Genomic DNA, 14965 nt, shown 5'->3' on the forward strand with positions numbered 1-14965 from the left:
CAATGCAGAAAACACGTTGCGTAGCCACGAACACGTTTTTCCCCCGAACCAAACCCCTGGTTCTTGCTTTTTCGGCCTTCATGGCCATGTGTTCGACAAGCTACGCAGCGCAGCTGGGCCACGCCCGCATCGTCTCCCAGCAAAACCAGCCGCTGCGCATCGCGGTTCAGGTCAGCGGCCTGACTCCCGCCGAGCAGCAGTCGTTCCACGTCAGCGCTGCGCCGCTGTCGGCCTGGAAAAAGGCCGGGCTCATTCCCCCGGTCGATCCCGCAACGCTCGTGTTTCGCCTGGTCGATGGCGCACGCGCCAATGTAAAAAGCCTGCAAATCAGCTCCAGCCAGCCGCTTGGCGGCCCGGTGGCCGATTTGCTGCTCGAAGTGCAAACGGCCAGCGGGCGGCAGCAGTATCAGGTAAGCGTATTGGCGCCGGCAAGGGTGGGTGCACCTGTTTCATCCGCGGCCGGCAGCGGCAATGCCGGTCCGGGACAGGCGGGCATGGCCCAGTCGGCATCCCAGGCCATACGCGTTCGTCGTGGCGATACTCTGTTTTCGATTGCGCGCCGCCATGCCGTGCCGGGTGTCAGCGTCTACCAAATGATGATCGCCTTGCAAAAGGCCAATCCCCAGGCCTTCATCCATGGAAATATCAATCTGGTCAAGGCGGGGGCCACGCTTCAAATGCCCGGCTCGGCCGAATTGACGGCCATCTCCGACAAAGAAGCGCGCCGGCTGTTCGAACGCCAGGCCCAGGAATTCGATGCCTATCGCCAGGGCCTCGCGGCCCGCAAGGGCCACGCGGTGGAGGGCGGCTCGGCTTCCCGGGGTCGGGTTTCCGCTGCATCGTCAACTGAGTCCGGCTCGTCCGCGGGCCAGGCCGGCGACAAAGTCGTGCTGTCCGGCTCCTCGTCCTCGGATAAAGCCGCCGACGAGCGTGCCGCCGCCGGCAAGAATCTCGAGGACGCGCAAGGCCGCGTGTCGCAGCTGGAGCAAAACGTCAAGAACCTTAATCTAGCCTTGCAGTCCCAGGGCGAGGCCGCCAAGAACGCCGTCCTCGACGGCGCGGCGGGTATCGGGCAAACCGTCAGCGACGCGGCCGATGGCATCACCGATGGCGCAGGCTCTTCCGCAGGCGGCAAATCCGCTGGCGAGGCGGCGTCCGCCGCTTCGGCCCCGCCGGGGGCCGGCGGGAAATCGGCCACGGCATCCGGCGCCTCGGCGGCCGGCTCGCCGGCCGCCGGCGAGGGTGGTGGCGCAGGCCCGGCCGCCAATGCCGCGCCGGCACAACAAAGCAATACCGTTAAAAACGCAATAAACAAGGCAGGTCGATCCGTGTCGTGGTTTCAAGAACATTTGCTGGGCGTGGTAACCGCCTTGCTGGCATTGGTGGTGCTGATCATCGCCTGGGTTTTGCGCAGGGCCAATGCCGCGCGCGACGATGACGATCGCGGGGCGCCCATTACCGAGGCCATGGTCAAGGAACAGCTCGAAAAAATCAATCTTGACCTGAGCGAATCTCCCGAGCCGCCATCCATCAAGAGCTGACCGCCATGCCTCGAGTGGCGTTGGGGGTTGCTTACGATGGTTCGGCCTGGCAGGGCTGGCAGACGCAGCCCCACGGAATCTCAGTGCAGGACACCCTGGAAGCGGCCTTGAGCCGCTTCGTGGCGCAGCCCGCCGCAACGATTTGCGCGGGGCGCACCGACACCGGCGTGCATGCGCTGGGCCAGGTGGTTCACCTCGACACCGCTGCGCTGCGCAGGCCCGAGTCCTGGGTGCGGGGCCTGAACGCCTTGCTGCCCGACAGCATTGCCGTGCAATGGATGCGATCCGTTTCCGACGATTTTCATGCGCGCTTCTCGGCGCTGTCCCGCAGCTATGTGTACGTGGTGCGCAATGCGCGGGTGCGTTCGCCCCTGGTGGACAGGCGAGTGGGCTGGGTCTACCATGACCTCGAGCTTGCTCCGATGCAGCAGGCGGGCGCCAGGCTTGTCGGCGAACACGATTTCAGCAGCTTTCGCTCGTCGCAGTGCCAGGCCGCCAGCCCAGTCCGGACGATGCAGGCGCTGAGCATCGAGCAGAAAGGCGAGTATTTCTTCTTTACCTTCAAGGCCAATGCTTTCCTGCATCACATGATCCGCAACATCATGGGCGCCTTGCTGTACATAGGCCAGGGCCGCCAGGAGCCTTCCTGGATCGATGCCTTGCTGGCCCAGCGCGACCGGCGTCTGGCCGCCCCGACATTTGCGCCCCATGGCTTGTACCTGGCGGCGGTTGAGTATCCCGCCGTCTTTGGCTTGCCCGGTTCCGATCCACTCGAGGCCTGCTTCACGCATCTTGGTTGGGTGGCAGGAGCGCAAGCGGTAGAACCGCCTATGCTCCCGGGGCGGCGTTAATCGGTAAAATGAGCTTGATTCTGAAATAAGGGCTTCATGGTGCACGGACGTACACGAGTAAAAATTTGCGGGCTGACGCGGGAGGGCGACATACATTGCGCGGTGCAGGCAGGCGCCGATGCGATAGGCTTTGTCTTCTACCCTAAAAGTTCGCGCTTCGTCTCGCTGGATCAGGCGCGCGGCTTGCGCGCCTGCGTGCCCACGCTGGTCAGCGCGGTGGCCTTGTTCGTCAATGCATCTCCCGACGAGGTTCGCGCCGTCATCGCACATGTAAAGCCCGACGTGCTGCAATTCCATGGCGACGAAACCCCCGAATATTGCGCGCAGTTCGACCATCCTTACTGGAAGGCCTTCCGCGTGGGCGGACCGGGCCTGGAAACGCCGCAGGCGGTATTGGCCGCCTGCCGGCAATTTCCCGGCGCGGCGGGATGGCTGTTCGACAGCTACAGCTCGGGCTATGGGGGCAGCGGCCTGAAGCTCGATACCGGCTTGCTGCACGCCATTGCGCAAGACCTCGAAAGCCGGCCCATGGTGCTTGCCGGAGGGCTTGCCGCCGACAGCGTAGGCCGCTCCATCCAGGAAATACAGCCTTACGCCGTCGACGTGAGCAGCGGCGTGGAGGTCTCGGGCGGCATCAAGTCGCCGGAAAAAATCCACGCCTTCATGGATGCCGTCAAAAGGGCGGCGCGTCCCGCGTCCCGATTCACGCCTACTCGATGAACTGCTGCGTGCTGTAGTCGCCGGTGGGCAGCCGGCGCAGGATTTTTTGCGTGCCGGGCAGGTCGGCGAGGTAGTCCAGCAAGGTTTGCGCGTAGTCGAGGCCCACGTCGACCCGCCGCTGGCCGGTAATGGCCTTGAATGCCGTGTAATGGTCATGACCGTCGGCCAGGAACGAAATAGTGGCGACATTCCAGGTTTTACCCAGGTCGAAAGGCCGGTACTTGCCGTCCTTGCCCCGTATTTCCAGATTGGCCAGGCGCGACCCCTTGGGCTGGTTGGCCCTGACTGTCCAGCGCAGGCCGGCCGAATAGGGATAGGCGCCGGTGCTGCCGGCAGGCCCCAGCGCCGCGTCCAGGGCGTCTTCCAGAGCCGCCTTGATTTCGGTGCCGGTCGCCTTGAGCTGGACCAGCGTGTTCTTGAAGGGCAGGACTGTGTAGATGTCCTTGACCGTTACGGGTCCCTTCTGGATGTCGGTGCGCACACCTCCGCCGTTCTGGATGGACAGGTCGGCCTTGAAGTATTTTTGTCCTTGGCGCAGGAAAGCCTCGGCGACCAGTTGCTGGACATCGCCGCCATGCTTTTGAACACGGGGATCCCGGTTGCACAGATCGCCCAGGGTGGAGTGGAACCGGCTCTTGCCCGCGCCCGGAATCCGGCGCAGGCACAGCACGTTTGCCGCCGTGGCGACCACCGACGACCCGAAGGCTTCTTTGCGCGCCTTGTATGGCGCCAGCACGGCAAGCGCTTCGGGGTCTTCGGCGGTGGGGCGCAGCAGGCCGCGCGAGCGTGCGATATCGGCGCGGATCGATTCGATCTCTTTGGGTTTGAGCGTGCCGCGCGAGGTGTCGGCGCGCGCATAGGTGTCGCCGATGAGTACATGGGGGCTGCCGGAGCAGTTCAGGACATTGCCTTGGGCGTCGAAGTCGACGCGCAGCTCGCCCAGGACGTAGGCGTACTGGCCGGCCTGCACGATGCAGACAGGCTTTCCATCGGCGCTCGTTGCCATGGTGGGGTAGGGGCCTCTTGGCGTCATCCCGTATTGCTTCATGGATGCCGGCCCCAGCAAGGTGTGGGAGTCGCCGCCGACGATGACATCCACCCCCCGCAATTTGCGGGCCATGGCCTGATCCGCCTGATAGCCTTGATGCGTTTGCAGGACGATGTGATCGACTCCCAGGGCGGCCAGGCGGTCGATTTCGGACTGGGCCGTTGCCGTTTCGTCGCTGAACGTCGTGCCCGCGTCCGGGCGCGACGAGTTTTTCGTCTTGTCCGCCACTGTGATGCCGATCAGGCCGATCATGTTTTCGGAGGAGGTTCGGCGACAAGAGGCATTGTTTTTGGAGGAAACGCAGCCGCCGCGCTCCAGGACCGCATAGGGTTCGACCATGCCGGGGGCCCGGGCCGGGTTCAGCGCCGAATCAGGGCCGAAATGCGTGTTGGCGCTCAGCACCCAGGTCTTGCACGAGCCTTGGCGCAGGTAGTCGAGGAACACCTTGAGTCCGGCGTCGCCGTTGTCGAATTCGTGGTTGCCCAGTGTAAAGGCATCGAAGCAGACAACGTTCATGAGGTCGGCATCGGCCTTGCCCTGCGTAAGGTTGTAGTACAGGTCGCCGGTAACCGCGTCGCCCGCATGAATCTTGATGGGATTGGGAGCCCTTGCCGCCAGCTCCTTCATGGCCGAGGCCATGCGCGCAAAACCTCCCATGGAGACGAGAATGCGCTCTCGCGTGCCCGGAGCGGTTTCAAGCTGCAGCGGCAGGGTTTCCGGGTCGAGGTGCGAATGGTGATCGTTGATGTGCAAAAGCGTGATGCTGAGCGCAGGCGCGGGATGGTCGTTGACGGCGCCGGTGTTTTTCGATGATGTCACCGCGCAGCCGGCGGCAAGCAGGATGAAGGGCAGGATCAGGCAGCGATGCAAAAGTGCGCTCATGGAATATGGCCGTATGCGGGTGGGCGAGAATGCACGGAAACAAGCGGGTGTCGATGACAGCGCGAGCGTGTAGTCTAAATGGCTTTGCCTGGTGGGGGGAACGCAAATAAAAAAAGCCGCTTTCTCTGTGAGAAGCGGCTTTTTTTGCCGTAACGCGGGGCGTTGCGAAGGAAATCCTGGTAGGCAGTACTGGGTTCGAACCAGCGACCTCTACGATGTCAACGTAGCGCTCTAACCAACTGAGCTAACCGCCTAGAAAGAACGAAATTCTAACCTAGAAGATTTTACTTTGTCAAAGCGCATGTTTTTGCCGCCATACCGGCCCGATGGCCGGCATGCAAAAAATCTTTTCCTGTTCTTAAAAATAGTCATAGAATCTCGACGTTGCAAGATAGAATATCTAACAATTAATAACAACGAGACATATCATGGCTATCGTTCAGATCAGCGCGGGTTCGCAGCGCTCCGTCGCCCTCGACGGTGTAGGCGCGGCTTGGGGGTGGGGGGCTTTCAAAACCGTCTATCCCGGCCTGCAGGAAGTGCTTCCCGCCGCGCTATGCACGACGGACAAAAGCGAAATCGGCCATCGCCGCTATGCCCAGCCTTATGCGCAAATGCTCAATCCGGGCGCGCCTTTTCGTCTTGTCTCCGACGGCAGCACCCATATATTGGGCGCGTGCGATGCAGGGGCGTTGCTGGCCTGCCGGCCGGTGATTGCGCCGGATCACGGGGCAGCCCATCAAACGGTTCAGGCGATTCCCGAAGGGGTGCGTCAGCTGGCCGCCATGCAAACCGTCAGTCTGGCCTTGCTGGAAAACGGCGATGTCTGGTCCTGGGGATTCAATCACCAAGGCCAGCTCGGCCGGTCGGCGCAGCCGGCGCAGAACGCTGCTGCGGCCGTGGGCGGCCTGCCAGCCATCGCCAGCCTGGCCTGCGGTTCGGCGCACGCGCTGGCCCTGGATGAGTCGGGCGGCGTCTGGAGCTGGGGCGCGAACCAGGCCGGCCAGCTGGGTGACGGAACGCTCAAGTCCCGCGCGCTGCCGGCCAGGGTGGAGCTGCCTGAATCCATAGCCAGCATCGCCGCGGGCGATACGCACAGCATGGCCTTGGACAACGCGGGCCAGTTGTGGGCCTGGGGCTCCAACAATCATGGCCAGGCGGGCAGCGCCGACAGCGCTTATTTCACTCGCCCGGTCAAGATCCAGACCGGCTTTCCCGTGCTCCGCATCGATGGCGGCCAGTTTTATACGGTGGCGCTGTCCGAGCAGGGCGAAGTCTTTGCCTGGGGCTGGAATGGGCTGGGGCAGATGGGCTTGCCGGAGCCGCATTCGTCCCCGCGCGCCGTAAAAATTGCCGGCCTGCCGCCGGTTACCCACCTGGCCGCCGGGGCAGGCCACGTGCTGGCCAGCGACGGCCTGACGGTTTTTGCCTGGGGCGACAACCGCAGCGCCGCCTGCGGGCGCGCCGCCCAGGATCCCGTCATCCTGGCTCCCAACTCCATCCACCTGGCCTGACGAGGGTACAAGCATGACGACACACGATCATCACCGCAATGGGCGGGTGCAGGAAGCCGACGGACCCTCGGATCCCAAACGCCGCGACGTCTTGCGCTGGTCGCTGGCCCTGTCCGCCGGCCTGATACTGCCGCCCCTGGCGGGCTGCGACGGCGGCGACGGTTCGCAGGCTACGGCCGACACCTTGCCCGAGGCCTCGCGCATCTATGCCCGCGGCGGCCTCATCGACATAGAGCTGGTGGCGGCTTACACCACCAGAAACGTCCAGTACGCGGCCAGCGCGCAAAATATCTATCCGGGCGTATCCCGGCAGCGGAGCGCCTATCTACGCAGCTACAACGACGGCCAGCTGGCTCCAACCCTGTGCCTGAATGCGGGCGACACCTTGCGCATCAAGCTCAAGAACAGGCTGCCCGGAAACGATTCCAAATATTCGTCGCTAAGCTATCTTAACTACCAGAACAGCACCAACCTGCATTTTCACGGCATGCATGTGGACCCCAAGGAGATCCGTCCCGGGGTCTATGGCGATTACATGGTCGACAGCCCCGACGCCGGCGTGAAACCCGGCGAGGATCGCCAGCACGAACTGCACCTGCCGGCCGAGCATTCCAACGGCATCTACTGGTATCACCCGCATCTGCACGGTTCCACCACCACCCAGGTGCTGGGCGGCATGTTCGGTGCCATCCTGGTGTCTACCCCGCGCAACGATTTCGACCTGCCGGACGGCATCCGCGAACGAGTCATCTTTGTGCACCGCCTGAATCTTACCGACAAAGGGCGCAGCGACAACCTTTACGAATACGAAGACGACAACAACAGCGGCTTCGTGCTCAATGGCGCATACCAGCCCACCATCGTCATGCGTCCGGGGGAAATCCAGAACTGGCATTTTCTTAATTCGGATGTCTTTTATCCCTTCAATCCGGTGCTGGATGGCCATACCATGTGGTACTACGCCCGCGACGGAAATGTCTTTGCGCGCCAGTATCGCCCCATCAACGCCGATACCGCCACGCAAATGGATGGCCGGCTTTGGCCAGGCAGCGCCATGTATCCGGGCAATCGCGATTCGATGCTGGTGCAGGCCAGCAAAACCCCTGGCACCTACTACCTGCGCGCCGCCAAGGCGCCATCGAGCACGGGGCCCGAAATCGTGGCGCGCGTCGTCGTCGAGGGCGTGCCGGTCGACATGGATCTGCCCAGCCCGCACCAATTGCCCTTGTACAACAACTACCAGCCCATCACCGACGCCGAGCTCGCCGAGCATGGCGGCAAGACGCGGGCGGTCATCCTGGCCATACTCGACAAAGACAACCCCTTGCTTGTGCAGCCCATCCCGGCGGGCGAGGAATGGTTCGTCCCCGAAAGCGACAACTCGGGCCTGACCAATTTTGTGTTTTCCACCGGCAACGAGGGAACCAGACTGGCCCCGTTCCAGTCGGCGCTGGCCGCAACGCAGACCGTGGCGCTCAATGCCGTGGAGGAGTGGACCCTGTACAACATGAATGGCTATCCGCATCCGTTCCACATTCATGTCAATGACTGCTATGTCGTCAAGGTGAATGGCGAAGACGTCGAGCCCTACTGGTGCGACACCATTCCATTGGCGCCCAACGGTACGCAGGACAAGCCCACCTCCATTACATTCCGCAGCCGCTTCACCGACTTCACCGGCAAGTTTGTCTGGCATTGCCACGCCCTGGACCACGAGGACATGGGCATGATGGAGCTGGTCGAGGTGGTTGCCTGATTTTTGGGCCGCGGGGCCGCGTCAGCGCCCCGTACGGATCCGCTCGGTGCGGCGGCGCAGCAGTTCCAGGGTTCCGAGCAATAGTATGGAAACCAGGATCAGCAGCGTGGCGACGGCCAGGATGGTGGGGTTGATCTGCTCGCGCAGGCCCGAAAACATCTGGCGCGGAATGGTGACTTGCTCGGGGCCGGCCAGGAACAGGATGAGCACGATTTCGTCGAACGAGGTGGCGAACGCGAACAGGGCGCCCGAGATGACGCCGGGGCGGATCAGCGGGATGATGACCTCGCGAAACACCCGGAACGGCGAGGCGCCCATGCTCAGCCCCGCCAGGTATAAAGAGCGGTCGAAGCCCGCAAGCGTCGCGGTAACGGTAATGATGACGAACGGCACGCCCAGCGCCGCGTGGGCGATGATGATGCCGGCGAACGAGCCCACCAGCCCGAAGCGCGAATAAAAAAAGAACATGCCGGCGGCGACGATGATCAAGGGCACGATCATCGGCGAAAGCAGCAGGGCGGTTATTGGCCGGCGCCAGGGCATGTTGTCGTTGGCCAGGCCGACGGCGGCCAGGGTGCCGAGCGTCGTGGCGATCAGGGTGGCGCAGATGCCGATGATGAAGCTGTTGCGGATGGCCAGCAGCCATTTCTGGCTGTGGAAAATGGCCGTGTACCACTGCGTGGAGTAGGCTTGCGGATCCAGGTGTACCATGCCCTTGGTGAAACTGAAGAAGGGATCGGCATTGAACGACAGGGGCACGATGACCAGGATGGGCAGGATCAGAAAGAACAGCACGGCCCAGGCTGAAAGCGTCAGGGCGTAGGCGCCCGCCTTGTGGCGCCAGGTATAGTAGGCCATGCGTGTTTTCATGGCTCAGCCCAGCTTTATGTTGCGGGCGCCGACGAGGTGGTCGTACACCCAGTACAGCACGAGGATCAGCACCAGCAGAAGCGTGCCCAGCGCGGCGGCCAGGCCCCAGTTGTTCGAGTGCTGCATATGGAAGGCAATGAGGTTCGAGATCATCTGGCCGCTTGTTCCGCCCACCAGGGCGGGCGTAATGTAGTAGCCCACGGAAATAATGAACACGAGCAGCGAACCCGCGCTGAGTCCCGGCAGGCTCAAGGGCAGGAAAACACGCACGAAGGCCGACCATGGGCGGCTGCCCAGCGATATCGCGGCGCGCACATAGCTCGGATCGATGCCGCGCATCACGCTGTACAACGGCAGCACCATGAAAGGCAGCAGGATGTGGGTCATGGCGACGACGGTGGCGAACCGGGTGTACATCATTTCCAGCGGAGCGTCGGTCAGCCCCAGCGCCTGGAAGATCGAATTGAGAACCCCGTTGGTTTGCAGCAGGGCGATCCAGGCGGTGGTGCGCACCAGCAGCGAGGTCCAGAAAGGCAGCAGGACCAGTACCATGAGGGCGCCGGCCAGCCGGCGCGGGGCGTGAGATAAATAGTAGGCCAGGGGGTAGCCCAGCACGATGCAAAGCAGGGTGATGATCAGCGCGATTCCCAGCGTCCTGCCGTACAGTTGCAGGTAGATGCGCGTGGAGTCTCGCTGCTGGATTTCCCCTTGGGCGTTGCGTTCGAGGTCCAGAGCGGTGAGGTAGTTGGTATCGGTGTATACATGCCCGATGTCCTGGATGGCTTGCCACAATTCCAATTGCGACCAGCGCGGATCGGCATTGCGAAGCTCGTCGGCGCCGCTGCTTTTGATCTGCCCGTCGTCGAGGCGCCGCATTTTCCTCGCGGTGGCGTTGATGAGGCTGGAGGCGCCGGGATAGGCCCGGTTCACGGCTGCCGCCAGTATGCCGGCCTTGCGTTCCTGGGCCAGCAGCTTCAGTTCGCGCGCCATGGTCGCGAAGACCGGGGTGTCGGGCAGTTTGGCGCCGTTCCATTTTCCGAGTTGGTGGATGGTGTCGGGAATGAGTTCGACCAAAGTGGGGTTGTAGACGCTGCGATACAGCATCGAGGCAATCGGCGCGACGAAGGCAAAGAAGACGAACACCAGCAAAGGCCCCACCAGCAGCAGCGCTACGCGTTTGCGGCGGCGCAGTTCCAGGCGCTCGGCCCGCAGTTCTTCGCGGGTGAGCACGGCGCCGGCCTCCTTGCGGGGCGCGGCGCCCTCGAGGTGGGCCGGCATCGGGAGGCTGTTCATGCGGGCGTCCGTCATGCTTTACCGGTTTTTGTCACTTGAGCAGCCATTCGTTGAATTTCTCGCCCAGCGATTCGCCGTAGTCGGCCCAGAATACGCTGTCGACGCGCCGGCCTTCCTTGAGATGCGAGGTCGGCAGGTCGGCGATGATGTCCTTGTCGACCAGGGCCATGGAGGATTTGCGGGGAGGGCCGTAGGCCACGTCCTGGAAGCCGGCCAATGCCTTGGTGCTGGTGGCGAACGAGACGAACTCCAGCGCCTGCTTGAGCTTGGGCGTGCCCTTGACGATGCTCCAGGCCCCCAGGTCGTACATATTGCCGTCCCAGACGATGGTAAAGGGCTTGCCTTCGTGCTTGATGGCATTGAAGATGCGGCCATTGGCCGATTGAACCATGACGGCGCCGCCGTCGTTGAGCAACTGGGGCGCTTGCGACCAGCTGTCGAACCAGACGACGTCTTTCTTGATGGTGTCCAGCTTGGCGAATGCGCGTGCTTGCCCCTCGGGCGTTTTCAGGACCTTGTAGACGTCTTCGGGCTTGACGCCGTCGGCCAGCAGCGCCCACTCCATATTGAATTGGGCGCGCTTGCGCAGCGCGCGCTTGCCGGGGAATTTTTTAAGATCGAACAGATCGTTCAGCGTGGTCGGTTTTGCTCCGGGGAACGCTTTGTTGTTGTAGGCATAGATGGTGCTGTAGACGATTTCGCCCACGCCGCATTCGTTTTCCAGGGCTTCGGGAATGAAGTCCTTCTCGGCCGGGGTGCCGTCGGCCCCGGGCAGCAGGATGTTGCGGGGTATGGCTTCGAGCAGGCCTTCGGAGCAGGCGCGCTCCAGATCGATGGTTTCCACGTCGACCACGTCCCATTGGATGTTGCCGGACTGAACCTGGGCCTTCAGTTCCGCCACGCCGCCCGTGTAGTTTTCAAACAGGATTTTTTTTCCGGTTTTCGCAACATAGGGATCGATTTGATGCTTTTTTTGCGTGGCCCCATAGGCCCCACCGAACGAGACGACGGTCAGTTCGTCCTTGGCCTGCGATACTCCCCCAAGCGTAAGGCCCAGCACTACGGCAAGGCCCAACGATGAATTCCTGAATCTTTTCATGCTTGCTCTCCTGGTATCGATTTGGTGTTGCTCTTGAATGCAAAACAGTCTTTGGCCGCCCAGCCCAGGACTGTGGATTGCCCCTCGGTGAAGTCGGGCGCGTTTTTATCGTTCAGCGTCTTGACGGCGATGTGGCTGCCGTTGGGCAGCGCAAAGTAATAGCGGATGAAGTCGCCCACGTAATGCCGGGCCAGGAACCGGGCGTCGACCTGGTTGTCCAGCTTCAGGCCGTTGGTCTGGATGATGAGTTTTTCCGGACGGATCGACACAATGCACTCGCTATCCGCCGTATCGCAGTTTCCGTTGCTTGCGCGGATGACCGAGCCGCCTTCCAGGGCGGCGGTTACGGTATTGTTTTCAATGGCCGGCGAGCGGGCGGGGATAAGGTTGTTTTCGCCGATGAAGTTGGCGACGAAGGCATTGGCGGGCCGTTCGTACAGTTCGTCGGGCGTGGCGTATTGCTGCACCACGCCCTCGTTGAACACGGCGATGCGGCTGGACATCGTGAGGGCTTCGACCTGGTCGTGCGTCACGTATATGACCGTGAATCCCAGTTGCTTGTGCAGCCGGGTGATCTCGAGCTGCATCTGCTCGCGCAGCTTTTTGTCCAGGGCGCCCAGCGGCTCGTCCATGAGCACCAGGGTGGGCTCGAAAATCAGCGCCCTGGCCAGCGCCACCCGCTGGCGCTGGCCGCCCGAGAGCTGCCCGGGGTAGCGGCTGCCGAATTGTTCCAATTCGATGAGCTTCAGGTAATGCGCGACGCGATCCTTGATTTGCGCGCCGAGCATGCTGCGCACCTTCAAGGGGTAGGACAGGTTCTCGGCCACTGTCATGTGCGGGAAGAGGGCATAGTTCTGGAAGACCATGCCGATATTGCGCTTGTGCGGCGCGGTTTTGGTAATGGGCAGGCCATTGACGGTGATGGCGCCGCTGGTGACGTTTTCGAACCCGGCCAGCATCATCAATACCGTGGTCTTGCCCGAGCCCGATGGCCCGAGTAATGTAACGAACTCCCCCTGCTTGATATGCAGATTGAAGTCTTTGACTACCAGCGTTTTTTGGTCGTAGGTTTTCCTGACGTTGGCGAACTTGAGAAATTCACCCTCGTTTGTCTCGGGCATCGGTTGTTCCGTATTGTCTTGGCGCAGCGGCGGGCCTGTAGAACCGCAAACTTAGCATGGAAGGATAACATTTGGAAACCTTCGCGTCGTTTGGGGTTAGCCCTTGGCCGGTACTTGTTTGCGGCTGCGCTCGGTGATACACTTTATCTTCTTTTTACTTTGGTTACGCTTTTCATGAAAACGGCTTTTGCGCGAACTTTGACGGCAGCCCACTAATTTGTCGGCCCGCGTGTGTTCGTTTCGTGCATTTCATGCTTTAAGCACCAGAAAATCCCAAAACGCGGCAGATGCCGCGTTTTTTTGTTTACGTAAGGTTATCTAATGGTTCAAGTTACCCTGCCCGATGGTTCGCAGCGCGATTTTCCAGGCCCTGTATCCATCAACGATGTGGCGTATTCCATCGGCACAGGGCTGGGGCGCGCGGCGCTGGCGGGCCGCGTGGGCTTCGGTGGGGCGGAGCCCCGGCTGGTCGATACCAGCTTCGTCATCGACCGCGACGCCTCGCTGGCCATCATTACCGCCAAAGACCCCGATGGGCTCGACCTGATCCGCCATTCCACGGCTCACTTGCTGGCCTACGCCGTGAAGTCCCTGTTTCCCGAGGCGCAGGTAACCATAGGGCCCGTCATCGACAACGGGTTCTACTACGACTTTTCCTACAAGCGTCCGTTCACGCCCGAAGACCTGGCCGCCATCGAAAAGAAAATGGCCGAACTGGCCAAGAAAGACGAAATCGTCACGCGCGAAGAATGGAAGCGCGACGATGCGGTCGAGTATTTCAATGGCATCGGCGAAAAATACAAGGCGGAAATCATCGCCTCCATTCCCGAGAACCAGACCATCAGCCTTTACCGCGAGGGCGATTTCGTCGACTTGTGCCGCGGCCCCCATGTGCCCTCAACCGGCAAGCTCAAGGTCTTCAAGCTGATGAAGGTGGCCGGCGCCTATTGGCGCGGCGACAGCAAGAACGAAATGCTGCAGCGCATTTACGGCACGGCCTGGGCCACCAAGGAAGAGCAGGCCGCCTATCTCACCATGCTCGAAGAGGCCGAGAAACGCGACCACCGCAAGCTGGGCCGCGACCTCGACCTGTTTCATTTCCAGGACGAGGCGCCCGGGCTCATTTTCTGGCATCCCAAGGGCTGGACGATCTGGCAGCAGGTCGAGCAGTACATGCGGGCGGTATATGTCGACAACGGCTACCAAGAGGTCAAGGCCCCGCAAATCCTCGACCTTTCCTTGTGGAAGAAAACCGGCCATTGGGACAACTACGCCGAGAACATGTTCACCACCGAGTCCGAGAACCGCGTCTACGGGCTCAAGCCCATGAACTGCCCAGGTCATGTGCAGATCTTCAACGCCGGCCTGCATTCGTACCGCGAGCTGCCCATACGCTACGGCGAATTCGGCCAATGCCACCGCAACGAGCCGTCCGGGTCGCTGCACGGCATGATGCGCGTGCGCGGCTTCACGCAGGACGACGGCCATATTTTCTGCACCGAAGACCAGTTGCAGGACGAGTGCTCGGCCTTTACCGCCTTGCTGCAAAAGGTCTATGCCGACTTCGGCTTTACCCATATTTTGTACAAGGTGGCGACCCGGCCCGACAAGCGCATCGGCGCAGACGAGGTCTGGGACAAGGCCGAGCAGGCCCTCATGGAAAGCCTCGACCGCACCGGCTGCGAGTACGAGGTGTCGCCCGGCGAGGGCGCCTTCTACGGTCCCAAGATCGAGTACACGCTCAAGGACGCCATCGGCCGCCATTGGCAGTGCGGCACCATCCAGGTCGACTTTTCCATGCCGGCCCGCCTGGGCGCCGAGTTCGTCGACGCCGCCGACCAGCGCCAGACGCCGGTCATGCTGCACCGGGCCATACTGGGTTCGTTCGAGCGCTTCATCGGCATGCTCATCGAAAACCACGCGGGCGCCATGCCGCCCTGGCTGTCGCCCCAGCATGCGGTCGTCTGTTGTATTTCAGAACATTTTGCCGATTATGCCGGCGAAATCGCCCAAACCCTTAAAAAACAAGGCTTCAGAGTAAGCGCTGATTTGCGTGGGGAAAAAATCACCCGTAAAATCAGAGAGCATAGTATGCAAAAAGTGCCGTACATTCTGGTGGTTGGCGAAAAAGAGCGCGAAGCCGGAACCGTGGCGGTGCGCAGTCGCGGGGTCGATCTTGGCAGCATGCCTTTGGCCGATTTCTCCGCGCGCTTGCAACATGAAATCGAGGTCCGCCTCGACGTCGGGCAAACCTGACCACCATTTTTATC

The 14965-nt window shown here is 61.8% G+C and carries 11 protein-coding genes and 1 tRNA gene; 6 read left to right on the forward strand and 6 right to left on the reverse strand.

The annotated features are described in order from the left end of the window. The first annotated feature begins 2 nt into the window (after positions 1-2). Genes VNT00_RS15175 through VNT00_RS15185 form a run of 3 tightly spaced genes read left to right on the forward strand, consistent with a single transcriptional unit; the run spans position 3 to position 3112 of the window. Positions 3-1541 carry a type IV pilus assembly protein FimV gene (locus tag VNT00_RS15175; protein WP_325588956.1) on the forward strand — a complete coding sequence of 513 codons (1539 nt, stop codon included), beginning with the start codon at positions 3-5 and terminating at the stop codon, positions 1539-1541. 5 nt (positions 1542-1546) lie between these two features. Further along, positions 1547-2392 (forward strand): tRNA pseudouridine(38-40) synthase TruA, encoded by an 846-nt coding sequence (truA, locus tag VNT00_RS15180; protein ID WP_325588958.1) that lies wholly within the window; start codon positions 1547-1549, stop codon positions 2390-2392. A 36-nt stretch (positions 2393-2428) separates the two neighbouring features. Then, complete coding sequence (locus VNT00_RS15185; RefSeq protein WP_325588960.1) at positions 2429-3112, forward strand: phosphoribosylanthranilate isomerase; 684 nt, start codon at positions 2429-2431, stop codon at positions 3110-3112. Here the strand turns inward: VNT00_RS15185 and VNT00_RS15190 are convergent. Both VNT00_RS15190 and VNT00_RS15195 read right to left on the reverse strand, forming a co-directional pair. Beyond that, positions 3102-5042, reverse strand: coding sequence for a bifunctional metallophosphatase/5'-nucleotidase (locus VNT00_RS15190; RefSeq protein WP_325588961.1), 1941 nt, complete (start codon positions 5040-5042; stop codon positions 3102-3104). The two genes, VNT00_RS15185 and VNT00_RS15190, sit on opposite strands and share 11 nt — an antisense overlap. Positions 5043-5219: 177 nt before the next feature. Next, positions 5220-5296: transfer RNA gene (locus VNT00_RS15195), tRNA-Val, on the reverse strand. Positions 5297-5470: 174 nt separating this feature from the next. Here VNT00_RS15195 and VNT00_RS15200 point away from each other — a divergent pair. Continuing rightward, positions 5471-6556: an RCC1 domain-containing protein gene (locus tag VNT00_RS15200; protein ID WP_325588963.1), complete on the forward strand. Its 1086-nt coding sequence runs from the start codon at positions 5471-5473 to the stop codon at positions 6554-6556. 13 nt (positions 6557-6569) lie between these two features. Continuing rightward, complete coding sequence (locus tag VNT00_RS15205; RefSeq protein ID WP_325588965.1) at positions 6570-8312, forward strand: multicopper oxidase family protein; 1743 nt, start codon at positions 6570-6572, stop codon at positions 8310-8312. 21 nt (positions 8313-8333) lie between these two features. Here VNT00_RS15205 and VNT00_RS15210 read toward each other — a convergent pair whose 3' ends face one another. From VNT00_RS15210 to VNT00_RS15225, 4 genes are read right to left on the reverse strand one after another with little or no spacing between them, the layout of a single operon-like run. Next, positions 8334-9182, reverse strand: coding sequence for an ABC transporter permease (locus tag VNT00_RS15210; protein ID WP_325588967.1), 849 nt, complete (start codon positions 9180-9182; stop codon positions 8334-8336). A gap of 3 nt (positions 9183-9185) precedes the next feature. Beyond that, a complete protein-coding gene (locus VNT00_RS15215; RefSeq protein WP_325588969.1) occupies positions 9186-10475 on the reverse strand; it encodes an ABC transporter permease in 1290 nt (429 codons plus the stop codon). A gap of 31 nt (positions 10476-10506) precedes the next feature. Then, entirely contained in the window at positions 10507-11574 is a 1068-nt protein-coding gene (locus VNT00_RS15220; protein WP_325588971.1) for an ABC transporter substrate-binding protein, read from the reverse strand. Then, positions 11571-12695: an ABC transporter ATP-binding protein gene (locus VNT00_RS15225; RefSeq protein WP_325588973.1), complete on the reverse strand. Its 1125-nt coding sequence runs from the start codon at positions 12693-12695 to the stop codon at positions 11571-11573. Before VNT00_RS15225 ends, VNT00_RS15220 begins: the two co-directional genes overlap by 4 nt. Positions 12696-13016: 321 nt before the next feature. Here VNT00_RS15225 and thrS point away from each other — a divergent pair, with 321 nt between their 5' ends. Continuing rightward, a complete protein-coding gene (thrS, locus tag VNT00_RS15230; protein WP_325588975.1) occupies positions 13017-14951 on the forward strand; it encodes a threonine--tRNA ligase in 1935 nt (644 codons plus the stop codon). The last annotated feature ends 14 nt before the right edge of the window (positions 14952-14965 follow it).

This window comes from Eoetvoesiella sp. (genome assembly GCF_035555955.1).
GTDB lineage: Bacteria > Pseudomonadota > Gammaproteobacteria > Burkholderiales > Burkholderiaceae_B > Eoetvoesia.